This window comes from Tabrizicola sp. (genome assembly GCF_016792905.1).
GTDB lineage: Bacteria > Pseudomonadota > Alphaproteobacteria > Rhodobacterales > Rhodobacteraceae > Tabrizicola.
This window is the reverse complement of sequence record NZ_JAEULP010000049.1, coordinates 80,861-104,214: the sequence shown is the minus strand read 5'-3', so window position 1 is coordinate 104,214 and position 23,354 is coordinate 80,861. Positions and strand designations below refer to the sequence as shown.

19 protein-coding genes are annotated in these 23,354 nt (G+C 66.0%); 14 read left to right on the top strand and 5 right to left on the bottom strand.

All coding sequences use genetic code 11. From position 1 onward, the window contains the following. The first annotated feature begins 3 nt into the window (after positions 1–3). Entirely contained in the window at positions 4–765 is a 762-nt protein-coding gene (locus JNL31_RS10710; RefSeq protein WP_294973086.1) for a hypothetical protein, read from the top strand. Beyond that, positions 749–5,290: a glutamate synthase large subunit gene (gene gltB / locus JNL31_RS10705; protein ID WP_294973084.1), complete on the top strand. Its 4,542-nt coding sequence runs from the start codon at positions 749–751 to the stop codon at positions 5,288–5,290. Before JNL31_RS10710 ends, gltB begins: the two co-directional genes overlap by 17 nt. Positions 5,291–5,392: 102 nt before the next feature. On the opposite strand, the gene mgrA is transcribed toward gltB, so the two are convergent. After that, complete coding sequence (gene mgrA, locus JNL31_RS10700) at positions 5,393–6,418, bottom strand: L-glyceraldehyde 3-phosphate reductase (RefSeq protein ID WP_294973082.1); 1,026 nt, start codon at positions 6,416–6,418, stop codon at positions 5,393–5,395. A gap of 86 nt (positions 6,419–6,504) precedes the next feature. Between mgrA and JNL31_RS10695 the strand changes: the two genes are divergently transcribed. Beyond that, positions 6,505–7,356 carry a YihY/virulence factor BrkB family protein gene (locus tag JNL31_RS10695; protein WP_294973080.1) on the top strand — a complete coding sequence of 284 codons (852 nt, stop codon included), beginning with the start codon at positions 6,505–6,507 and terminating at the stop codon, positions 7,354–7,356. Between the two features lie 57 nt (positions 7,357–7,413). Here JNL31_RS10695 and JNL31_RS10690 read toward each other — a convergent pair whose 3' ends face one another. Together JNL31_RS10690 and JNL31_RS10685 are read right to left on the bottom strand one after the other, a co-directional pair. Then, positions 7,414–9,081, bottom strand: a complete 1,668-nt coding sequence (locus JNL31_RS10690; RefSeq protein ID WP_294973078.1) for a glycoside hydrolase family 3 N-terminal domain-containing protein — start codon at positions 9,079–9,081, stop codon at positions 7,414–7,416. Positions 9,082–9,090: 9 nt separating this feature from the next. Continuing rightward, on the bottom strand, positions 9,091–10,371 hold the full coding sequence (locus JNL31_RS10685) for an ROK family transcriptional regulator (protein ID WP_294973076.1): 1,281 nt from the start codon (positions 10,369–10,371) through the stop codon (positions 9,091–9,093). Positions 10,372–10,869: 498 nt separating this feature from the next. Here JNL31_RS10685 and xylF point away from each other — a divergent pair, with 498 nt between their 5' ends. The 5 genes from xylF to xylA all read left to right on the top strand — a co-directional run bounded on the left by xylF (position 10,870) and on the right by xylA (position 16,783). Then, entirely contained in the window at positions 10,870–11,892 is a 1,023-nt protein-coding gene (xylF, locus tag JNL31_RS10680) for a D-xylose ABC transporter substrate-binding protein (RefSeq protein WP_294973074.1), read from the top strand. A gap of 94 nt (positions 11,893–11,986) precedes the next feature. Further along, positions 11,987–13,288 (top strand): sugar ABC transporter permease, encoded by a 1,302-nt coding sequence (locus JNL31_RS10675; RefSeq protein ID WP_294973072.1) that lies wholly within the window; start codon positions 11,987–11,989, stop codon positions 13,286–13,288. Beyond that, a complete protein-coding gene (locus tag JNL31_RS10670; RefSeq protein ID WP_294973070.1) occupies positions 13,285–14,046 on the top strand; it encodes an ATP-binding cassette domain-containing protein in 762 nt (253 codons plus the stop codon). The genes JNL31_RS10675 and JNL31_RS10670 overlap by 4 nt, the downstream gene beginning before the upstream one ends. After that, positions 14,046–15,485 carry a xylulokinase gene (gene xylB, locus JNL31_RS10665; RefSeq protein WP_294973068.1) on the top strand — a complete coding sequence of 480 codons (1,440 nt, stop codon included), beginning with the start codon at positions 14,046–14,048 and terminating at the stop codon, positions 15,483–15,485. The genes JNL31_RS10670 and xylB overlap by 1 nt, the downstream gene beginning before the upstream one ends. Further along, positions 15,482–16,783 (top strand): xylose isomerase, encoded by a 1,302-nt coding sequence (gene xylA, locus JNL31_RS10660; RefSeq protein ID WP_294973067.1) that lies wholly within the window; start codon positions 15,482–15,484, stop codon positions 16,781–16,783. Before xylB ends, xylA begins: the two co-directional genes overlap by 4 nt. A gap of 118 nt (positions 16,784–16,901) precedes the next feature. Here xylA and JNL31_RS10655 read toward each other — a convergent pair whose 3' ends face one another. Continuing rightward, a complete protein-coding gene (locus JNL31_RS10655; protein WP_294973066.1) occupies positions 16,902–17,744 on the bottom strand; it encodes an SDR family oxidoreductase in 843 nt (280 codons plus the stop codon). 88 nt (positions 17,745–17,832) lie between these two features. On the opposite strand from JNL31_RS10655, the gene JNL31_RS10650 reads away from it, so the two are divergent. The 4 genes from JNL31_RS10650 to JNL31_RS10635 all read left to right on the top strand — a co-directional run bounded on the left by JNL31_RS10650 (position 17,833) and on the right by JNL31_RS10635 (position 20,908). Next, entirely contained in the window at positions 17,833–18,480 is a 648-nt protein-coding gene (locus JNL31_RS10650; RefSeq protein ID WP_294973064.1) for a class I SAM-dependent methyltransferase, read from the top strand. A 74-nt stretch (positions 18,481–18,554) separates the two neighbouring features. Further along, positions 18,555–20,030, top strand: coding sequence for an AMP nucleosidase (locus JNL31_RS10645; RefSeq protein WP_294973062.1), 1,476 nt, complete (start codon positions 18,555–18,557; stop codon positions 20,028–20,030). A 161-nt stretch (positions 20,031–20,191) separates the two neighbouring features. Continuing rightward, complete coding sequence (locus JNL31_RS10640) at positions 20,192–20,479, top strand: HU family DNA-binding protein (RefSeq protein WP_294973060.1); 288 nt, start codon at positions 20,192–20,194, stop codon at positions 20,477–20,479. A 69-nt stretch (positions 20,480–20,548) separates the two neighbouring features. Further along, positions 20,549–20,908 carry a VOC family protein gene (locus tag JNL31_RS10635; protein WP_294973058.1) on the top strand — a complete coding sequence of 120 codons (360 nt, stop codon included), beginning with the start codon at positions 20,549–20,551 and terminating at the stop codon, positions 20,906–20,908. A 72-nt stretch (positions 20,909–20,980) separates the two neighbouring features. On the opposite strand, the gene JNL31_RS10630 is transcribed toward JNL31_RS10635, so the two are convergent. Next, positions 20,981–21,589, bottom strand: coding sequence for a glutathione S-transferase family protein (locus JNL31_RS10630; protein WP_294973056.1), 609 nt, complete (start codon positions 21,587–21,589; stop codon positions 20,981–20,983). 71 nt (positions 21,590–21,660) lie between these two features. Here JNL31_RS10630 and JNL31_RS10625 point away from each other — a divergent pair, with 71 nt between their 5' ends. Both JNL31_RS10625 and JNL31_RS10620 read left to right on the top strand, forming a co-directional pair. Continuing rightward, on the top strand, positions 21,661–22,365 hold the full coding sequence (locus JNL31_RS10625; RefSeq protein ID WP_294973054.1) for a YafY family protein: 705 nt from the start codon (positions 21,661–21,663) through the stop codon (positions 22,363–22,365). A 53-nt stretch (positions 22,366–22,418) separates the two neighbouring features. Further along, positions 22,419–23,333 carry a glycosyltransferase family 2 protein gene (locus JNL31_RS10620; protein WP_294973052.1) on the top strand — a complete coding sequence of 305 codons (915 nt, stop codon included), beginning with the start codon at positions 22,419–22,421 and terminating at the stop codon, positions 23,331–23,333. Positions 23,334–23,354 lie beyond the last annotated feature (21 nt).

The window sequence follows — 23,354 nt, the reverse complement described above, 5'->3', positions numbered from 1 at the left end:
CCGATGGTGACGCCCGAATCCTATCTGGAGGAACCGCCGCTCTACCTCGACTACCTGCCGGGGACGAGCGACATTCTGGTTCTGGCATTCAGCGGGGTCGGTGACCGGAGCAAACCGGTTCCGATGCCCGAGGGAACGGTGCTGACCGGCTGGGACGGCGTGAACCATGTGCTGTTTGTCCGCGACGCCAGTCGAAGCTGGATGAACGCCCCGGGGATGGCCGAACGCCTGCAGGCGGCGGTGGCGCGGCTGGTCGAAACGATCCGGCCCCGCCGGATCGTCGCGTTCGGCAACTCGATGGGCGGCACTGCGGCGCTGATCTTTGCCACGCTCTGCCGACTGGATGCGGTGCTGGCAATCGTGCCGCAGTACTCGGTGAAACCGGACATCGTGCCGGAGGAACGGCGCTGGCGGCATTTCAGCAGCACGATCGGGGACTGGCGGTTTCCGTCGGTGCCTGATCTGTCTGCGCTGGCCAACGTGATGATCCTGCACGGCGGCGACGCCTACGAGATGATCCATGCCCGCCGGTTCCGCGCCGGGCCCGCGACCGATCACTACGTGTTGCCGCAGTACGGGCACATGCTGGCGAAGGTTTTGAAGAACAAGAAGATCCTGCGCCCGCTGATGGTGCAGATGATCAACGGAAACCAGAACGAGGCCCGGGCCGTGGTGGAAGCCGCGGGGGGCCTGCGCTTCGCCGAATTCTGGCAGCAACGCAAGAATGCCAAGAGAGAGAGACAGAGAAATGCAGCAGCAGTTTGATGACGCCTGGGTGAAGGCCGAGGAAGAAAAGCGCGCCTGGCTGGATGCGAATGGTCTCTACAAGGCCGAGGACGAGCATTCGTCCTGCGGGGTGGGGCTGGTAGTCTCGATCAGCGGCAAGCCCAGCCGCAAGGTGGTGGAGAACGGCATCAACGCGCTGAAGGCGGTCTGGCACCGGGGGGCGGTCGACGCCGATGGCAAGACCGGCGACGGGGCGGGGATCCATGTGCAGATCCCGGTCAAGTTCTTCTACGACCAGGTGCGCCGGACGGGGCATGAGCCCGATGCGAAGAAGCTGATCGCCGTGGGCCAGGTCTTCCTGCCGCGCACGGATTTCGGCGCGCAGGAACGCTGCCGGACCATCGTGGAGACGGAAGTCCTGCGGATGGGGCATTACATCTACGGCTGGCGGCATGTGCCGGTGGATGTCTCGGTCCTGGGCGACAAGGCGAATGCGACCCGGCCGGAGATCGAGCAGATCCTGATCCGCTGCGATCGGCCCGTGGACCAGGAGCAGTTCGAGCGCGAGCTGTACATCATCCGGCGGCGGATCGAGAAGGCGGCGACGGCGGCGGGCATCCAGGGGATGTACCTGTGTTCCCTTTCCTGCCGGTCGATCATCTACAAGGGGATGATGCTGGCCGAGCAGGTTTCGACCTTCTACCCCGACCTGATGGACGAACGCTTCGAGAGCGCCTTCGCGATCTACCACCAGCGCTATTCGACGAACACCTTCCCGCAATGGTGGCTGGCGCAGCCGTTCCGGATGCTGGCCCACAACGGCGAGATCAACACGCTGAAGGGCAACGTCAACTGGATGAAGTCCCACGAAATCCGCATGGCGTCGAACAACTTCGGCGAGGCGGCCGAGGACATCAAGCCGATCATTCCGGGCGGCACGTCTGACAGTGGCGCGCTGGACGCGGTGTTCGAGGTGCTGGTGCGGTCGGGGCGCAACGCTCCGATGGCCAAGACCATGCTGGTGCCGGAAGCCTGGTCAAAGCAGACGGTGAACATGCCCAAGGCCTGGGCCGACATGTATTCCTACTGCAACTCGGTGATTGAGCCCTGGGATGGTCCGGCGGCTTTGGCGATGACCGACGGCCGCTGGGTCTGCGGCGGGCTTGACCGCAACGGGCTGCGGCCGATGCGCTATGTGGTGACGGGCGACGGGATGCTGATTGCCGGGTCGGAAGCCGGGATGGTGCCGGTCGATGAATCGACGATCCGCGAAAAGGGCGCGCTGGGGCCTGGGCAGATGATTGCCGTCGATATGGCCGAGGGCAGGCTTTACCACGACACCGAGATGAAGAACAAACTGGCGACCTCGCAGCCCTACAGCGAGTGGGTCGGCAAGATCGTCGACCTGAACGGCCTGTTGCGCGATATCCCCGAGACGCAGACCTTTACCGGCGGCGAGCTGCGCAAGCGGCAGATCGCGGCGGGGTTCACGCTGGAGGAGCTGGAGCAGGTCCTGGCGCCGATGGCCGAGGACGGCAAGGAAATGGTCGCGAGCATGGGCGATGACACGCCGCCCGCGGTGCTGTCTTCGGTCTACCGGCCGCTGTCGCATTACTTCCGGCAGAACTTCAGCCAGGTGACGAACCCGCCCATCGACTCGCTTCGCGAAGGGCGCGTCATGTCCTTGAAGACGCGGTTCGGCAACCTGCGCAACGTCTTGGACGAGAACAACTCGCAGACCGAAATCCTGGTGCTGGAAAGCCCCTTCGTCGCCACCACCGAGTTCGGGGTGATGGTGGAACGCTTCGGCGACCAGGTGGCCTTCATCGACTGCACCTTCCCGGTCAGCGAGGGGCTGGATGACTTGGCGCAAGGGCTGGAGCGGATCCGGGCGGAAGCCGAGGATGCCGTGCGGTCGGGCGCCGGGCAGCTGGTGCTGACGGATGAGCATCAAGGGGCGGAGAAGGTGGGGATGCCGATGATCCTTGCCACCTCCGCCGTGCATAGCTGGCTGACGCGCAAGGGCTTGCGGACCTTCTGTTCGATCAACGTGCGCTCGGCGGAATGTATCGACCCGCATTACTTTGCCGTCCTGATCGGGTCGGGGGCGACGACGGTGAACCCCTATCTGGCGCAGGATTCCATCGCCGACCGGATCGACCGGGGGCTGCTGGATGGCTCGCTGACCGACGCGATGCGGCAGTATCGCGATGCCATCGACGCCGGTCTGCTGAAGATCATGTCGAAGATGGGGATCTCGGTGATCTCCTCCTATCGCGGGGGCCTGAACTTCGAGGCGGTGGGTCTGTCCCGCGCCATGGTGGCCGAGTATTTCCCGGGCATGCAGTCGCGCATTTCGGGCATCGGCCTGACCGGGGTGGAGCAGAAGCTGGAGGAGGTCCACCGCAAGGGCTGGCTTGGCGGCGCGGATGTGCTGCCCATCGGCGGCTTCTACAAGGCGCGGCGGTCGGGCGAGAAGCACGCCTGGGAAGCGCAGACGATGCACATGCTGCAATCGGCCTGTGACCGGGCGTCTTATGACGTGTGGAAGCAGTATTCCGCGGCGATGCGGGCGAACCCGCCGATCCATCTGCGCGACCTGTTGGACATCAAGGCCTTGGGCAAGCCGGTGCCGATTGAGGAGGTGGAAAGCATCACCTCGATCCGCAAGCGGTTTGTGACGCCGGGCATGTCGCTGGGGGCACTGTCGCCCGAGGCGCACAAGACGCTGAACGTGGCGATGAACCGGATCGGTGCGAAGTCGGACTCGGGCGAGGGCGGCGAGGACCCGGCGCATTTCACGCCGGAGCCGAACGGGGACAATCCGTCCGCCAAGATCAAGCAGGTGGCCTCGGGCCGCTTCGGCGTGACGGCGGAATATCTGAACGCCTGCGAGGAGCTGGAGATCAAGGTCGCGCAGGGGGCGAAACCCGGTGAGGGCGGCCAGTTGCCGGGGATGAAGGTCACGGCGCTGATCGCACGGTTGCGGCATTCGACGCCGGGGGTGACGCTGATCTCGCCGCCGCCGCACCATGACATCTATTCGATCGAGGACCTGGCGCAGCTGATCTATGACCTGAAGCAGATCAACCCGCGCGCCAAGGTGACGGTGAAGCTGGTGTCGTCCTCGGGTGTGGGCACGATTGCGGCGGGCGTGGCGAAGGCCAAGGCCGATGTCATCCTGATTTCGGGCCACAACGGCGGGACGGGGGCGTCCCCGGCGACCAGCATCAAATATGCGGGCCTGCCGTGGGAGATGGGCCTGACCGAGGCGCATCAGGTTCTGGCGATGAACAACCTGCGTGAGCGGGTGACCTTGCGCACCGATGGGGGCCTGCGCACGGGCCGGGATATCGTCATGGCGGCGATGATGGGGGCCGAGGAATACGGCATCGGGACAGCGGCGCTGATCGCGATGGGCTGCATCATGGTGCGGCAGTGCCAGTCGAATACCTGCCCTGTCGGCGTCTGCACGCAGGACGAACGGCTGCGGGCGAAGTTCACTGGCAGCGCGGACAAGGTGGTGAACCTGATCACCTTCTACGCGCAGGAAGTGCGGGAAATCCTCGCCTCCATCGGTGCGCGGTCGATTGACGAGATCATCGGGCGGGCGGACCTTCTGACGCAGGTCTCGCGTGGGGCGGCGAACCTCGACGACCTTGACCTGAACCCGATGCTGATCAGCGTCGATGGGGCGCGGTCGATCACCTATGACCGGACCAAGCCGCGCAATGCGGTGCCGGACACCCTGGACGCCGACATCATCAAGGACGGGCATCGCTTCTTCGAGGATGGCGAGAAGATGCAGCTCTCCTATGCCGTGCGGAACACGCTGCGGACCATCGGCACGCGGGCCAGCAGTCACATCGTCAAGAAGTTCGGGATGCGGAACGCGTTGCAGCCCGACCATCTGACGGTGAAGTTGACCGGGTCGTGTGGGCAGTCGCTGGGGGCGTTCTCGGTGCGAGGCCTCAAGCTGGAAGTGCAGGGCGACGCCAACGACTATGTCGGCAAGGGCCTTTCGGGTGGCACCATCACCGTGCGGCCGCTGATGTCCTCGCCGCTGAAGGCCGAGGAAAACACGATCATCGGCAACACGGTGCTGTACGGGGCGACGGACGGGTTCCTGTTCGCCTCCGGTCGAGCCGGGGAGCGGTTCGGGGTGCGCAACTCGGGTGCCAGCGTGGTGGTCGAGGGCTGCGGCTCGAACGGCTGCGAGTACATGACCGGCGGGGTCGCGGTGATCCTGGGACGGATCGGCGCGAACTTCGGGGCGGGGATGACCGGCGGGATGGGGTATGTCTACGATCCCGAGGGCGTGGCCGAAGACTTCATGAACCTCGAGTCGATCCTGACCTGCGCCGTGGGCCATCCGCATTGGGAGATGCAGCTGAAAGGCCTGATCGCCCGGCATCTGGAGGAGACGGGAAGCCGTATCGCGGAACGCATCCTGACGAACTGGGACCGCGAGCGGCTGAACTTCCTGCAGGTCTGCCCGAAGGAAATGATCGACCGGCTGCCCTATCCGCTGTCGGACGAGGTGGCGAAGGTTCCGGCGGAGTGATCAAGCGCCCCGGACTTGGGCCGGGGTGTTTGCGTAGGGTGGGTGCCAACCCACCTTGCGCGGCGGTGGGTTGGCACCCGCCCTACGCAACTTGGTCGAAGATTAATCCTCGGACGACCGCGCCCAGAGGTTGATCGCCTTCTCCTCGGAAATCGCGTCGATCCGGGACAGTTCTTCCGCGGTGAAGTCGAGGTTCTGCAGCGCGCCGACGCAGTCCACCACCTGCTCGGCCTTCGACGCCCCGATGAGCGCGCTGGTGATCCCGCCGTTCCGCAGGACCCAGGCCAGCGCCATCTGGGCGAGGGTCTGGCCCCGGGAGGCGGCCATGTCGTTCAGCTTCCGCACCGACCCAAGCGCCTTTTCCACCACCGAAGGGTGCAGCGACTTGTCCTGCGCCGCCCGGCTGCCCGCCGGGATGCCGTTCAGGTACTTGTTGGTGAGTATCCCCTGCGCCAGCGGCACGAAGGCGATGGAGCCCACCCCCAATTCGGTCAGGGTGTCCTTCAGCCCGTCGGTTTCGACCCAGCGGTTCAGAATGTTGTAGCTGGGCTGGTGGATCAGGAGCGGCGTGCCGAGGTCCTTCAGGATCGCCACCGCCTCGCGCGTGCGCTGGCTGTTGTAGCTGGAGATGCCGATGTACTGGGCGCGACCCGACCGGACGATGTGGTCGAGCGCGCCCATGGTTTCTTCCAGGGGCGTGTCGGGGTCGAAGCGGTGGGAATAGAAGATGTCGACATAGTCGAGACCCATCCGCTTCAGCGACTGGTCGCAGGAGGCGATGACGTATTTCCGGCTGCCCCATTCGCCATAGGGGCCGTCCCACATCTCGTAGCCGGCCTTGGAGGAGATGATCAGCTCGTCGCGCAGGGAGCGGAAGTCGGTCCTAAGGAGTTCCCCGAAGGCCTCCTCGGCGCTGCCGGGCGGGGGGCCGTAGTTGTTGGCGAGGTCGAAATGGGTGATGCCGAGGTCGAAGGCGGTGCGGCAGATCGCCTGTTTGGTGGCGTGTGGGGTGTCGTGGCCGAAGTTGTGCCAGAGGCCGAGGCTGATCGCGGGCAGCTTCAGGCCGGACTTGCCGCAGCGGTTGTAGATCATCCGCTGGTAGCGGTCGGCGGCGGGGGCGTAGGTCATGGGGATCCTCCTGTTGGCGCTATCATGCGCCGGGGCTCGGGCGGCTTCAAGTTGCGCCGCGCCGTAATCCGGGGGATGGTGGAGGCATGAGGCAGCTTCGGCAGGTCTGGGAATTTGTGGTTGCGGTCTGGCTGCGGGTCGGTGACGGGCATTTTGGCCTGATTGCCGCCGGGGTCGCCTTCTTCGCGATGTTCGCGGTGTTTCCGGGGCTGGCCGCCGCCGTGGCGGTCTGGGGCATGTTTGCCGATCCGGGCGTGATCGCGGGCTATCTGACGGTCGCCGAGCGTTTCCTGCCGCCCGAGGCGCGGACGCTGATCCACGATCAGGTGATGGGTCTGATCACCGCCCCGCGCTCGGCGCTGCAATGGACGACGGTGCTGTCTCTGCTGATCGCGCTCTACTCCGCGCGGGCCGGGGTTTCGGCGCTGGTGCAGGGGCTGGACGTCGTGCATCGCTCGCGGCCCCGAGGTTGGGTGAAGGGCTGGGCGGTGGACTTCGTCCTGACCGGCGCGCTGATCGGGGCACTGTTCGTGGCGCTGGTGACGGTGGTGGTGGTGCCGATCCTTCTGTCCTACGTCCAGTTCGGCACCTTCGAGGCTTGGTTGACCAAGGTCCTGCCCTGGGGGGCGATGTTCCTTCTGGTCGTCACCTGCCTGTCGATCCTCTACCGCTTCGGTCCGAACGTTCCGGGCGGGTTCCGGTCGCCCTGGATCACGGTGGGCGTGCTGGTCGCGGCGCTGGCCTGGGCGGGGGTGTCGATCGGGTTCTCGATCTACCTGGCGAACTTCAACAGCTACAACGCGATCTACGGCTCGATCGGGGCGGTGATCATCCTGATGATGTGGCTTTACCTCAGCGTCTGGGCCGTGCTTCTGGGCGGGGCGATCAACGCCGAACTGGACGCGCGGATGCAGGGCTGGCGGGCCGCTCGCCGCTGACGTCGTCCCTCCCCGCCGCGATCCTGCGACGAGGAAACGCCGTCGAACGGGGCGCGGTCAGAAATGCGCGTCGGGCTGGCCGCAGAACGGATCGACCGGGTTCGTGCCCAGGAACGGGGCGCGGCCAAGCAGGCAGTCCAGCGTCGCGCGCTGCATCGTGTCCATCGTGGCATAGGCGTTGACCACGCAGGGCAGGCGCGGTGCGTCGTAGAGGTAGTAGGGATAGCCGAAGGAAATGAGCGCTGTCGGCACCTCGTGCCAGGGCCGGATCATCGCGCCGAACATGCCGCCGGTCAGGCGGTTCCAGTCGAGGAAGATACGGCCCCGGGTCAGCAGGGTTTCCTCGGCCATCACATAGAGCACCAGGTCGAAGGCGCGCGGGTCGGGGCGGGCGACGGGGTCGTAGAGCGTGACATCGAAGCCCTCGGCGCGCAGGAGATCGGGGAAGATCATCGGCATGCCTTCGCCGTGCAGTGGCGTGACGATTCCGGTGGAGTAGACCAGCACCCTGCGATGCCGGTCGCGCGACAGGGGTAGCAAGCCCTGCACATCCTTCACCAGCGTCGGCGCGCGGGCGGTGATGGTGCGGGCGATTGCCGTGCTCTCGGGGGTCGCAAGCTTCGTTCGGTCCGATGGCGCCTTGCCGTCGCGATGCAGGCCCAGTGCAGCCTTCAGGCCCAGAATGCGCACCATCGCTTCGTCCAGCCGCTCCGGCGTCAGCCGACCATCATTGAGCGCCCGGTCAATGCGGGCGATGTCGGCCTCGGGCTCGTCCGAAAACAGGATGATGTCGCAACCGGAGGAGACGAGTTCGGGCAGGGTCACGTCCCGATGCGCCCAGGCGCCCAGGCCCGCCATCGGCGTCGCGTCCGAGACGATCAGCCCGTTGAAGCCCAGCTCGTCCCGCAACAGCGTCCGGTTCAGAAGCGCCGAAGTGGACGCCGGGCGATAGGCCTCGATCCTGGCATCCGGGTCATGCGCCAGCACATAGGCCGGAAAGGCGATATGGGCGGACATGACCGACATCACGCCCGCGTCGATTGCCGCGCGATACAGAGCGCCATGAGTGGCCCGCCAGTCCTCGACCGACAGCGGGATATGCGTGGTGACAAGATGCTGGTCGCGGTCGTCGTGCCCTTCGCCGGGCCAGTGCTTGACGGTCGCCGCCACGCCATTCGCCTGCAGGCTGCGGATATGGGCAAGGGCATGGTTGCGGATACGTTCGGGGTCGGAGCCGAGGCCCCGGGTTGCCACGATGGGCGAACGGAAGAGCGCGTTGATGTCGATGACCGGGGTGAAGGACCAGTTGATCCCCGCCGCCCGCGCCTCGATTGCCATGATGTCGGCGATCGCGGTCGAGGCATGCACATCGTCCACCGCCGCAAGGGCCAGCGGGTTCGGCACCTCGGTCCCGAAGGACGGGCTCATCCGGCTGCCCTCCAGATCGGAGCTGACGAGGTAGGGGATGGTAGCCGCCCCGCGCAGCGCATCGAGCGTGTCCAGCTCTCCAGTCGCATCGGGGCCGAAGAACTTGGTGATCCCGGCCGGGGCAAGGGCCGTGATCCGCTCTACCACCTCCGGCCCGGTGCCGAAGCAGATGTGGACGAAGAGCTGGCGCACCTTTTCCGCCCGGTCCATGTCGGCGAGCGTGGTCCGCACCCAGTCGCGCGCCGCGGCGTCCAGATTGAAGGGGTTGGCAGAGAGGATGCGGTCGATCTGGTCCATCTACGGCCCCTATTGAGCGGCAATGTCGCGGCTGGCCGGGGACAGGATCGCCTCGGTCACTTCCGAAAGCGCCAGCGCGGCGGCGCCATGCGCCCAGAGCAGGTCGCCCCAGGCATGGATCTCGATCGGCGGGCGCGGGCGGCCGGAGTCGATGGCCAGGTTGTCCATCTCGGACAGGGTCTCGGCGGCGTAGAGATAGTCGTAACGCATCCGCTCGCCCGACAGGATGATCAGCGAGGGGTCGAACAGGTTGACCACATTCGATAACCCCACCGCAAGATAGCGCCCGGCGCGGCGGAAGATCGATTTCGCGGTCGCGTTCCCCGCCTTGGCATGGTCGTAGAGGCTTTCGAGAAGAACGTTGATCGGCTGGCTTTCCTTGTGGCCCCAGTTCAAGGCCGTCGTCGCCTCGCGCGCCAGGGCATAGTCGGCGACATAGGCCTCGAGGCAGCCGCGTTGGCCGCAGCGGCAGAGCGCGCCGTCAAGTTGCACCTTGGTGTGGCCGAGCTCCATCCCCAGCCGCTGCGCGCCGCGATAGATGCGGTGGTTCATGACAAAGCCCATGCCGACGCCATGCTCGATGGTGACGACGGCAAAGTCCGACAGACTGCGACCGGCGCCGAACCACAGTTCCGCCAGCGCGACAAGGTTGGCGTCGTTGTCGACATAGACCGGAAGGCCAAGCTGGGCAGTGGCCGCCGCGGCAATCGGGACCGAGCGCTGGGCCAGGATCGACGACCAGAACACCATGCCCTCGGAGCAGTCGACAAAGCCGGGCAGACCGATGCCGATGGCCGAAAGCTCGCTGCGACCGACCCCCGCCTTCGCACAGACGCGGTCAAGGAGCGTCTCGATCGCCTCCAGGATTTCGGGCAGGGACATCGGTCCGGGGCGGCGGGGAATGGCATCGTCGGCGATCAGCCTACCGGCGAAGTCGACGATCACCGCGGTATGTTCGCGGTCCGAAAGCTTCATCCCCGCAACCCGGTGCGCCTGCGCCCGCACCCCGAGCGCGACGGCAGGGCGGCCGCGACCGGCCTCGTTGTCGCGCGGGGCGGCGACCTCTTCTATCAGCCCGGTGTCGATCAGTTCAGAGGAAATCGTCGTGACCGAGGCCGGGCTGACTCCAAGGTCCTTTGCCAGCTGCACCCGGGGAATCAGCCCGGCGGCACGGACAAGTTCGAACACCTGCTGCCGCAAGGGACGCTGGCTTTCCGTCAGCGGTGGAATCAGCGGACCAACGCCCTTGCGCCCTTCCACGATGGCGGACCGAGTCGCCTTCGCACGCATTTGTTCGCCCCTCAAAGCAAAGATGGCCCGTCCTGCCCGGCTGCGCCGCACTTTCGCCGCAATCCGGCCAGATTTTCGCCAAGACCGCCGATTCTCCAACTTTGAACGGTATAATTATTTTGACAACTGAAATTGTTGCGGCACCCGACGTCGCGGCACCATTCGTTTGCACATGCAGAAATCGGCGCGACCCGACCAGCGCCGGGGCCGACAGGACCATTCTCGGGCCACCATGCCGTGCTTCGTGTTCCCGAGGGCTTTTCCCGCAGCGGGTTTCACTTTTATATTTTGACAACTGAAATTATTCGCGGCATCTTCCGGCTCGTTCCGTCGAATCTGAGTGACCTGCGTTGCATGGATGAGGGGTCGGATTGCGCGTGCTGCATGAAACATTGCAACAAACAAAAATTGACAACTTGCCGTGAATTGCGTCAGATCACTGCGGGCGATGGTCGCCAGGCCGGCAGGAGAGCCGGTGATTCCCAGGGAGGATCAAGAATGAAGAAATCACTGTTGCTCGCGTCCGTCGCGGTTGCGGGCCTGACCTCGGCAGCCTCGGCCGCCGATCTGAAGGTTTGCGTGTCCTGGTCGAACTTCCGCGAAGAACGCTGGAAGACCGACGAAGCGGCGATCAAGGGCGCGCTGGACGCTGCCGGGGCCGAATATATCTCGGCTGACGCGCAGACCTCGGCCTCGAAGCAGCTTGCGGACATCGAGGGCATGATCACCCAGGGCTGCTCGGCGCTGATCATCCTGGCGCAGGACAGCGCGTCCATCGGGCCGGCGCTGGATGCCGCCGCCGATGCGGGCGTGCCGGTTGTCGGCTACGACCGCATGATCGACGACCCGCGCGCCTTCTACCTGACCTTCGACAACGTCGAAGTGGGCCGGATGCAGGCCGCCGAAGTGCTGAAGGTGATGCCGAAGGGCCGCTACGTCATGATCAAGGGCTCGCCGGTCGACCCGAACGCCGACTTCCTGCGCGGCGGCCAGCAAGAGGTGCTGCAAGCCGCCATCGACGCCGGTGACATCACCATCGTCGGCGAGGCCTATACCGACGACTGGCAGCCTGCCAACGCGCAGAAGAACATGGAGCAGATCCTGACCGAGACCGACAACGGCGTTGATGCCGTGGTCGCCTCGAACGACGGCACCGCCGGTGGCGTGGTCGCTGCGCTGACCGCACAGGGCATGGCCGGGATCCCGGTCTCGGGCCAGGACGGCGACATGGCGGCGCTGAACCGCGTGGCGCTTGGCACGCAGACGGTGTCGGTCTGGAAGGACAGCCGGGCCCTTGGCAAGGCGGCGGGCGAGATCGCCGTGGCTCTGGCCTCGGGGACCGCGATGGCCGACGTTCCCGGCGCCGCGGTCTTCAAGTCGCCGGGCGGCAAGGACCTGACCTCGGTCCTGCTGAAGCCGGTTCCGATCACCAAGGACAACCTGAACGTCGTCCTGGATGCGGGCTGGATCACCAAGGACGTGCTCTGCGCCGGTGTCTCGGGCGTCGCCGTCTGCGAATGATCTGAAAGCGAAAGTCGCCCCGGGCCGAATGCGGGCCGGGGCGATTTCGTCGGGGGAAGGGCGCCGAAAGGCGACCCGCGAGGGAGGAATTCACATGACCGATCAGGGGCTTTCCGCCCAGGGCGCCGGGCCGCGCCGCAGCGTGATCGACACGCTGGAAATCGACGTGCGGTTGCTTGGCATGCTGATGGCCTTTGCGGCTGTCGCGCTGGTCTTCACGATCTGGACCGGGGGCACCTTCGTCGGCCCGCGCAACGTGTTCAACATCGCGGTGCAGACCGTGCCGGTGGCGATCATGGCCTGCGGCATGGTCTTCGTGATCGTGGCGCGGCATATCGACCTTTCCGTCGGCTCGATGCTGGCCATGTGTTCCGCCGTCATGGCGATGAGCCAGGCGCAATGGCTGCCCGCTCTGTTCGGGCTTGAATACGGCAACCCGGCGATCCTGGTGGCGACGATCCTGATCGGCCTGGTCACCGGAACGCTGATCGGCTCGCTGACCGGTTGGCTGGTCGGCTACCAGCGCATTCCATCCTTCATCGTGACGCTGGGCGGACTTCTGATCTGGCGCAATCTCAACTGGTTCACCACCAACGGCCAGTCGGTCGCGCTGACCGACCCCAATCTCCTGATGTTCGGCGGCACCGAGGGCGTGCTTGGCGCGACCGCGAGCTGGGTCGTGGGCCTGATCGCCTCGGCTGTCGCGGTCTGGGTGATCGCCTCGGCGCGGCGCACGAAGCAGGGCCACGGTTTCATGGTCAAGCCACTCTGGGCCGAAACGGTGATGGCGGGCCTGATCGTCGGCGCGATCCTGTTCTTCGTCGGCTGGCTGAGCCGCTATCCGATCCCCGAAGCCAAGCTCAAGCGACTGTTCGAGGCGCGGGGCGAGGTGATGCCGGAGGGCTATACCGCGATGCACGGGCTGCCGATATCGGTCCTGATCCTGATCCTGGTTGCCGTGGTGATGACGGTCGTGGCGAAGAAGACCACCTTCGGGCGCTATATCTTCGCGATGGGCGGCAACCCGGATGCGGCGGAACTGTCGGGGATCAATACCCGCCTGCTGACCGTCAAGATCTTTGCCCTGATGGGATTTCTGTGCGCGATTGCCGGACTTGTGGCGCAGGCGCGGCTGCAAAGCCACGGCAACGATCTGGGCGACAAGTGGGAACTGTGGGTGATCGCGGCCACCGTCATCGGCGGCACGGCCCTGGCCGGGGGCGTCGGCACGATCTACGGCGCGGTCCTGGGTGCGCTGATCATGCAGTCCTTGCAATCGGGGATGGCGATGGTCGGGGTCGACACGCCGTTCCAGAACATCATCGTGGGCCTGGTGCTGGTCATCGCCGTCTGGGTCGACATCCTGTATCGCAAACGCCTGGGGCTGACCAAATGAACCAGACCGCACGCACCCCCCTTGTCGAGATGCGCGACATCTCGATCTCGTTCGGCGGGATCAAGGCCGTCGACCACGTCTCGATCGACCTGCACCCGGGCGAGGTCGTCGGCCTTCTGGGCCACAACGGCGCTGGGAAATCGACGCTGATCAAGTGCCTCTCGGGCGCCTATCAGAAGGACGCCGGCCAGATCCTGATCAACGGCGAGGAAGTCACGATCAACAACCCGCGCGACGCCCGCGCGCAGAACATCGAGACGATCTACCAGACGCTTGCGCTGGCGGACAACCTGGATGCGGCCTCGAACCTGTTCCTCGGGCGCGAGCTGAGGCGGAGCGGGCTTGTCGACGACGCGAAGATGGAGGCCGAGACGCGGAAGATCATGGGTCGGCTGAACCCCAACTTCCGCAAGTTCAACGTGCCGGTGTCGGCGCTTTCCGGCGGGCAGCGCCAGTCGGTCGCCATTGCGCGGGCGGTGTATTTCAACGCCAAGATCCTGATCATGGACGAACCCACCGCAGCCCTTGGCCCGCATGAGACGCAGATGGTGGCCGAACTGATCCAGGAGCTGAAGGCGCAGGGGCTGGGCATCTTCCTGATCGAGCATGACATCCACAACGTCATGAAGCTGTGCGACCGGGCGAGCGTGATGAAGAACGGCCAGCTTGTCGGCACCGTCAACGTCAAGGATGTCACCGACGACGACATCCTGGGCATGATCATCCTGGGCAAGAAACCCGCGCATCTGGCGGCGTGATGTATATCGGGCTGGATCTCGGCACCTCCGGGCTCAAAGGGGTTCTGATCGGCGAGGACCAGACGGTCCTTGCCGAAGCTACCGCGCCCCTGACCGTGCAGCGCCCGGCCGAGGGCTGGAGCGAGCAGGCGCCGTCCGACTGGATCCATGCCGCCGAGACGGTGTTCGACCGGCTGGCGGCGCTGAAGCCTCTGGCCGAGGTGCGGGGGATCGGGCTTTCCGGCCACATGCATGGCGCGACGCTGCTGGATGCCCGGGACGAGGTGCTGCGCCCCTGCATCCTGTGGAACGACACCCGCAGCCACGAGGAAGCGGCCGAACTGGACGGCGACCCGATGTTCCGCCGCCTGACCGGCAACATCGTCTTTCCGGGCTTCACCGCGCCCAAGCTTCTTTGGGTCGCGCGGCACGAACCGGCAATCCGCGACCGGGTGGCGAAGGTCCTGTTGCCGAAGGATTACCTGCGGCTCTGGTTGACCGGAGAGCATGTCGGCGAGATGTCGGATGCCGCGGGGACCTCGTGGCTGGACACCGGCAAGCGCGACTGGTCGGACGAGTTGCTGCGCGCCACCGGCATGGACCGCGGCCAGATGCCGAGCCTGGTGGAGGGCTCCGAGGTTTCGGGCTATCTGCGCGAGGCGCTGGCAACCCGCTGGGGCCTGCCCAAGGGCGTGGTCGTGGCGGGCGGGGGCGGCGACAATGCGGCCTCGGGCGTTGGCGTCGGTGTCGTGCGGGCGGGCGAGGCCTTCGTCAGCCTTGGCACCAGCGGGGTGCTGTTTGCCGCCAACGACGGCTACCAGCCCGACCCGGACACCGCCGTCCACACCTTCTGCCATGCCCTGCCGGATACCTGGCACCAGATGGGCGTGATCCTGGCCGCAACCGATGCGCTAAACTGGTATGCCAGCCTTGTCGGAGCCGATGCCGCCCGGCTGACAGGGGAGCTTGGCGACCTGCAAGCCCCCGGCAAGACCCTGTTCCTGCCTTATCTGGGCGGCGAGCGGACGCCGTTGAACTCGGCTTCGGTGCGGGGCGCCTTCACGGGCCTGGAACATGCGACCGACCGCAAGGCCGCCACCCGCGCCGTGCTGGAGGGCGTGACCTATGCCATCCGCGACAGCCGCGATGCGCTGGCCGCCACCGGCACGACACTGGTGAACCTCCTTGCGGTCGGCGGCGGCACCCGGTCGGACTACTGGCTGCGGCTCATCGCTACGGCGCTGGACTGCCCGGTGCAGCTGCCGGTCGCCGGTGACTTCGGCGGCGCCTTCGGGGCCGCGCGGCTGGCGCTGATGGCCGCGACCGGCGCGGGCGCCGAGATCGCCACCCTGCCGCCCATCGCCCGGGTGATCGAACCCGATCCCTCGCTTACCGACGCCTTCGACGCCGGGGCTGCAAGGTTCCGCGCCGCCCAATCCGCCATCAAGGACCTGACATGACCGATTTCTTCAAGGGCATTCCCCAGATCAAGTATGAAGGGCCGAATTCCGGCAATGAATTCGCCTTCCGCCACTACAACCCGGATGAGGTGATCCTCGGCAAGCGGATGGAGGATCACCTCCGTTTCGCTGTCGCCTATTGGCACAGCTTCGCCTGGCCGGGCGGCGACCCGTTCGGCGGCCAGACGCTGGAGCGGCCCTGGTTCGGCGACGGGATGGCCAAGGCCAAGATGAAGGCCGACGTGGCTTTCGAGATGTTCGATATCCTTGGCCAGCCCTTCTACTGCTTCCACGACGCCGACGCGCGGCCCGAGGGCGCCACCTTCGCGGAAAGCCTGAAGAACCTGAACGAGATCGCCGATTACCTCGCCGAGAAGCAGGCCGGCCACAAGGCGAAGCTCCTTTGGGGCACGGCGAATCTGTTCAGCCACCGCCGCTGGATGTCAGGTGCGGCGACGAACCCCGATCCGGATGTCTATGCCTATGCCGCCGCGACGGTGAAGGCGAACATGGACGTGACGCACCGGCTGGGCGGGCAGAATTATGTGCTTTGGGGTGGGCGCGAGGGTTATGAGACGCTTCTGAACACCGACCTGAAGGCCGAGCGAGCCCATGCCGGGCGCTTCCTGCAGCAGGTGGTCGAATACAAGCACAAGATCGGGTTCAAGGGCGCGATCCTGATCGAACCGAAGCCGCAGGAGCCCTCGAAGCACCAGTACGATTACGACGTGGCGACGGTCTACGGCTTCCTCAAGGACTTCGGGCTGGAGACGGAAGTGAAGACCAACATCGAGCAGGGCCATGCAATCCTTGCCGGGCATTCCTTCGAGCACGAGATCGGCCTTGCCGCTGCCCTTGGCATCTTCGGCTCGATCGACATGAACCGGAACGATTACCAGTCCGGCTGGGACACCGACCAGTTCCCGAACAACCACGCCGAAAAGGCCGTGGCGTTCTACGAGATTCTGAAAGCGGGCGGGTTCACCACCGGCGGCGTCAACTTCGACGCCAAGATCCGGCGGCAGAGCCTTGATCCGGAGGACCTGATCCTGGCCCATGTCGGCGGCATGGACACCTGCGCCCGGGCGCTGAAAGCGGCTGCGGCGTTGATGGAGTCGGGCGAGATGGAGGTCGCGGTCAAGGCGCGCTATGCCGGATGGAACGACCCGAAGGCGCAGGCGATGCTGAAAGGCTCGCTGGAGGCCGCCGCGGCGCGGGTAATCGACGAGAAGCTGGAGCCGCAGCCGCGGTCCGGGCGGCAGGAACGGCTGGAGAACCTCTGGAACCGCTACGTCTGAGGTCTGCGGTCCAGAAGCAAACCCGTCCCGGGCTTGACCCGGGACCTCGGCTTCCGGTCTGCGCAATATTGAAAAGAGGTCCCGGGTCAAGCCCGGGACGCCGATCACCCGTCGGGCGTCAGTCCCCGCCCGCCAGAAGCGCCGCCAGCCCCTGCGGGTAGTCGGGGTAAAGCAGCTTCACCCCCAGCTCATCCTTGATCCGGTCGTTCCGGACCCGCTTCGACTCGCTGTAAAAGCCAAGCGCCATCGGGGTCATCGTCGGCGCGACCTCCTCGAACGGCGCCGCCGGAGGCTCGGGCAGGCCCAGAAGACGGGCGGCGTAGCCGATCACCTCGTCCGGCGGGCAGGGGTTGTCGTCGCAGACGTTGTAGGCGGCACCGGGGTTCGGGTGGCGGATCGAGGCTTCCAGCACCTGCGCGATGTCCTCGACATGGATGCGGCTGAACACCTGTCCCGGCTTGATGATCCGCCGCGCGCTGCCGTCGCGCACCTTCTCGAACGGGCCACGACCGGGGCCGTAGATGCCCGCCAGGCGGAAGACATGCACCGGCAGGCCCGTCGCCTGCCACTGGCCCTCCGCAAGCACCCTTTGCCGCCCGCGGTCAGACTGCGGGGTCAAAGGCGTCGTCTCATCCACCCAGCCGCCGTCGTGATCGCCATAGACCCCGGTGGTGGAGAGATAGCCGACCCAGCCCGCCTGCGAGCGGGCAATCTCCGGCACCGCCCGCAGGAACGGATCGCCCTGCGCATCCGGCGCGGCGGAGCAGAGGATATGCGTCGCCTCGGCCAATGCCGACCCAAGGTCGCCCGGCCAGATGAGCGGCTCCACCCCTTCGGCCCGGAAGGCCTCGGCCTTGGCCGGGTTACGGGTGGTGCCGATGACGCGCCAGCCCTGGGGAACCAGGCGACGGGCAAGGGCGCGGGCGGAATAGCCGTGGCCAAGGGACAGAAGCGTTGACATGGGCGCGACTATCGGGGGGCGGCCCGGGGGGCGCAAGGGCTTGCGGCAAGGGGTCGCGCATTCCATGCTGGCAGGCGGGAGGTGCCGCATGGAGCACGGCAAGGACGGGGGATTGAAAGGCGCGCTTGGCCTGACCGGGCCGGAGGCCTGCCTTGCCTACTATCGCGACTGGGCGGCGAGCTATGACCAGGGCTTCGCGACCGAGATGCAGTATCTCTTGCCCGCCCATGTCGCCGCCGCCTTCATGGGGGCAAGGGGCCAGGGGCCGGTGCTGGATGTGGGCGCGGGCACCGGGCTTCTGGCCGAAGCGTTGCGGGGGATGGGCTTCACCGACCCGATCGACGCAGTGGACTTCTCGGTCGAGATGCTGGAACGCGCGGCGGAAAAGCGCATCTATGCGGGTCTTTTCCAGGCCGACATCACCAAGACGCTGATGCTACCCCGCCGCTACGGCGGGATTGTAAGTTCCGGCACCTTCACGGCAGGCCATGTCGGACCGGAAGCGTTGCCGAACCTCCTCGGCGTTGCCGCTCCGCAGGCGCAATTCGCCCTGTCGATCAACCGTCGGGTCTGGACCAGCGCGGGCTTCGACCTTGCGCTGGACACGCTTGCCGCGGAAGGGCGGATCATCGGCCTGCAACTGATCGAGGTCGAGGTCTACGGTGACGCCGCCGCCCGGATCGACGCGGACCATGCCGCCGACCGTGCGATGATTGCGCTGTTCCGCGCCGCCTGACCTGTCACAATCGCTTCACTTGCGAAGCCGCCCCGGTTTCGGCTTATATGCCGGATCAATTTGCAGGACCCGATATGGACGACCTTCAGACTTCGATCCTTACCCCCGACGCCGCGCCGCTTGAAAGCTTCACCAGCGCCGCTGCCGCCGTCGACCGGCTGGAGGCGCTCTACACCCAGGCCACGCGCTTCCTGTCGGCCGAGTTTCTGCGCACGGTGGCCAATGGGAACCCCGGCCGCCGCATCCGCGCCTTCTACCCGGAAATCCGCATCACCATCACGAGCTTCGACAAGGTCGACACCCGGCTTGCGTTTGGCCATGTGTCGGCCCCCGGCACCTATGCCACCACGGTCACGCGCCCCGACCTGTTCCGCAACTACCTGATCCAGCAGATCGAGCTTCTGATCCGCAACCATGGCGTTTCGGTCGACGTGGGCCTGTCTGATACGCCGATGCCGGTGCATTTCGCCGTCTCGGGCAGCCCGGTCGCCATTCCGCAGGAAGGGGTGATGGACTTCTCGCTTCGCGACGTGTTCGACGTGCCGGACCTCGTCACCACCAACGACGATATCGTGAACGGGGTGATGACGCGCTACGACGACGGCTCGGCGCCGCTTGCCCCCTTCACCGCCCAGCGGGTGGATTATTCGCTGGCCCGCCTTGCGCATTACACCGCGACCGATCCGACGCATTTCCAGAACCACGTTCTCTTCACCAACTACCAGTTCTACGTCGACGAGTTCGAGGCCTATGCCCGCGCCGCCCTTGGCGATCCGGCCCTTGGCTACACCGCCTTCGTGGCGACCGGGAACCAGGAGATCACGACGCCCGACGGCGTGCTGCAGACCTTCGACAAGATGCCGCAGATGCCGACCTATCACCTGAAGCGCGCCGACGGGAACGGGATCACGCTGGTCAACATCGGCGTCGGGCCGTCCAACGCCAAGACCGCGACCGACCATATCGCGGTTCTCCGCCCCCATGCCTGGCTGATGGTCGGCCATTGCGCGGGCCTTCGCAACAGCCAGTCGCTGGGCGACTTCGTCCTCGCCCACGCCTACCTGCGCGAGGATCATGTGCTGGACGACGACCTGCCGATCTGGGTCCCGATCCCGGCGCTGGCGGAAATCCAGATCGCGCTGGAGAAGGCCGTGGCCGAAGTCACCCAGCTGGAGGGCTACGAGTTGAAGCGCATCATGCGCACCGGCACTGTCGCCACCATCGACAACCGCAACTGGGAGCTGCGCGACCAATCCGGCCCGGTGCGCCGTCTGTCGCAATCCCGCGCGGTGGCGCTGGATATGGAAAGCGCCACCATCGCGGCCAACGGCTTCCGCTTCCGGGTGCCCTACGGCACGCTTCTCTGCGTCTCGGACAAGCCCTTGCATGGCGAGTTGAAGCTGCCCGGCATGGCTTCGGACTTCTACAAGACCCAGGTCAGCCGCCACCTGCAGATCGGCATCCGCGCGATGGAGCGGCTGCGCGACACGCCCATCGAAAGGCTTCATAGCCGGAAACTTCGGTCTTTCGAGGAAACCGCGTTCCTTTAGACGGCGAAAAAGCCGTCAAATGCCCCGGTTTCGCGGTTCGGGGGTTGATTTTGGCCCCCAAACCGTGTGTCTGGGCCGTGGCCCTGGAACGAGGGATGCCTGCCATTTGCGGGCCGAAGCGTGCATATGACACGAAACGAATAACAACGAAGGATGATCAAATGTCCAAACCGATGACCAAGACCCAACTGGTGGCTGCCGTCGCCGACGCCATGGGCGGAGACAAGAAGACCGCGAACGCGGCGCTGGATGCCATTGCGGCAGTCGTGTCGCGCGAAGTCGCCGCTGGCGGCACCGTGACGATTCCCGGCCTCGGCAAGGTCGCCTGCAAGGCCCGGCCGGAGCGGCAGGTCCGCAACCCCGCCACTGGCGAGACGATGACCAAGCCCGCCGACAAGCAGGTCAAGTTCGCCATCGCCAAGGCGCTGAAGGACGTGGTCAACGGCTGAGGCTTCTGCCCGACCGGATTTCGTGAGAGGGTCGTCCTGGGGACGGCCCTTTTGCTTTGGAGGGAACAGATGGCCAAAGTCACCGGCATCGGCGGCATCTTCTTCCGGTCGCGCGACCCTTCCGCGCTGAACGCCTGGTATTCCACCCACCTCGGCATCACCCAGCCAGACACGACGGTCTGGATGCAGGAGGCCGGGCCGACCGTCTTCTCGCCCTTCAAGGCCGATACCGACTATTTCGCGGCAGACAGGCAATGGATGCTGAACCTGCGGGTTGAAGACCTGCGGGGCCTCATCGCGCAACTGAAGAACGCGGGCATCGCCGTGGAAACCCGCGCCGACTGGGATGGCGACGGCAGCTACGGCACTTTCGCCCGCATCCACGACCCCGAAGGCACGCCCATCGAGTTGTGGCAGCCACCGGGCTGATCCCGGACCTTTCGAAAGGCCCCAACCGGAGCCTCTGAAGGCTCCGGTCCGATTGCTTCGACGAGATCGAACTTACGCCGCCATCCGCCCGGCATCCGCCGCCAGCACTTTCGCCCGCGCGGGCCGGGCCTTGCAGCGGTCGACCCAGTCGCGGATCAGCGGGTCGTCCGGCGTGCCCTCCGGGAACCAGGCATAGGGGGCGTGCAACAGGACATCCGCCGCGCTGAACGCTTCGCCCATGATCCAGGGGCCCTTCTCCAGCGCCGCGCGCAGCCGGGCGACGGCGGTCTTGTGATCGCGGATCGCGGCCTCCATCCACGGATGCGAGACGCCCGCCGCCTCCATGATGAAGGCTGGTTCCAGCACGCCCTGATACCAGGCCATCCACATCGCGAAGACGCCCCAGTCCGGCGTACCCACCGCCGGGGCCAGCCCGGTTTCGGGGAAAAGCGTCGTCAGATGCAGGATGATCGCCCCGCGTTCGGTGATGACACGGCCATCATGCACCAGCGCGGGCACCTTGCCTTCGGGATGCGGGTTCGCCGGGTCCCGCCGACCCGATCCGTCCATGCGCGGAATCGTCACTTCGCGGATCTCGATCCGGTCCCGGATGCCCATCTCCTCGATCAGGGCCAGAATCGCCGAAGACCGGCTTTGCGGGGAATGGAACAGGGTCAGCATTTCTCTCTCTCCTTTGCTTTCCGATGGGACTGTTCTACCCTCACCCTCCTGCCAGAACCTGTCAGGATGAAATGCCGAAGTCCGACCGCCTGTTCCGTCTGCTCTCTGCCTTCCGGGTGCTGCCGCAGCCGGTAACGGCCGCGCGGCTGGCCGAGGAAACGGGTGTGTCCGAACGCACGCTCTACCGTGACATCCAGTCCCTGCGCGCCGCGGGTGCGCTGATCGACGGTGAGGCAGGCACCGGCTACACCCTCACCGAAGACCCCGCCCTGCCGCCGCAAATGTTCACCCGGCTGGAGGTCGAGGCGCTGGTCCTGGGACTGGCCGAAGTGTCGCTGTCGGGCGATCCGATGCTGGCCAGGGCCGCGGCGGAGGCGCAGGGCAAGATCATCGCCACCCTGCCCGACCGGGTACAGCGCCAGGCAATCCATGCCGTCAGCCGCTCCTACCGTTACGAGCGTCGCAATCCTGCGCCCCCTCACCTGCATCTCCTGCGCGAAGCCGCCTGGGAGGAGCGCGCGGTGGACCTGACCTACTGCGACACTTCGGGCCATCAGACGGCGCGCCGCATCTGGCCGCTCGGCACCGTCTTCCTGGATCGGGAGGTGCAGGTGCTTGCCTTCTGCCGCCTCCGCCAGGACTTTCGCCGTTTCAAGGTGGCGCAGATGTCCGACGTCCGCGCGAGTGATGAAAGTTTCCGTCCCCGCCGCGTGCCCTTGTTGCGCGCGTTCCTCGACCAACTGCGCGAAAACGGCCCCCGGGTCCCCCGTGCTTGAAGTGCCGCAAAGCCGCGTGGTAGCGTCCGGCCCGCAGCCATAAGGAAGGCCCGATGTCCGAAACCCTCGCCACGCTTGATCCGACGAAGAAGCCGGCCGGGGCGATGACGATGGTCTACAAGGACTATTACTTCCTGCAGCGCTGGGTCGACTATTACGGTCGCCAGCTTGGACGCGAACACCTCTATGTCCTGTCGCACGGCGGCGACCCCGAGCACGACCGCATCTGCGAAGGTGCCAACGTGATCCGCCTGCCCCGCGACCCGACGATGTGGCGGATGGAGCGGCGGCGCTGGGGGATCAACAGCCAGTTTTCCGCCGGGATGCTGCGCTACTACAACTGGTTCTTCGTCGGCGACGTCGACGAGGTGGTGATCGTCGATCCCGCCGCCGCCCCCGACCTTGTCACCTACCTCGGCCGCTACACCAACCCGAAGACGACCCCCGCCTCACTCTGCCCCTTCGGGATCGAACTGGTCCACAACCCCGAAGCCGAACCCGAACCCCTGGCCGACGACCAGCCCATCCTGTCACGCCGCCGCGTGTTCCGCGCCAATGCGAACTACGCCAAGCCTTGCGTGCTGCGCAAGGAAACCGGCTTTACCATCGGCGGGCACGCGAACAGCCACCAGCCGCGCACGCTCGACCCGCATCTCTACCTGATCCACTTGCGCTTTTTTGACTACGCCATGGTCACGGAACGCCTGAAGGGTCGCAAGGAGATGCGCGCCACCATGGTCGGCGACCGCGACCCGAAGGCCGCCGGGAAAGCCTGGGGCAACGATCTGGAAACCTTCCTCGCCCTTTCCGGGCTTTCCGCCAGCCGCGAAGACGCCGAGCTTCCCGAGTTCCGCAAGAAGATGATCGAGGGCCAGCAGCACCTGCATGACGGCAAGATCACCTTCTTCGGCGGCGGCCGCAGCAAGGAGTTGTACCGCCTTCCCGACCGCTTCGCCTCGGTCTTCTGACCCCATAGCCAAAGGCACCCG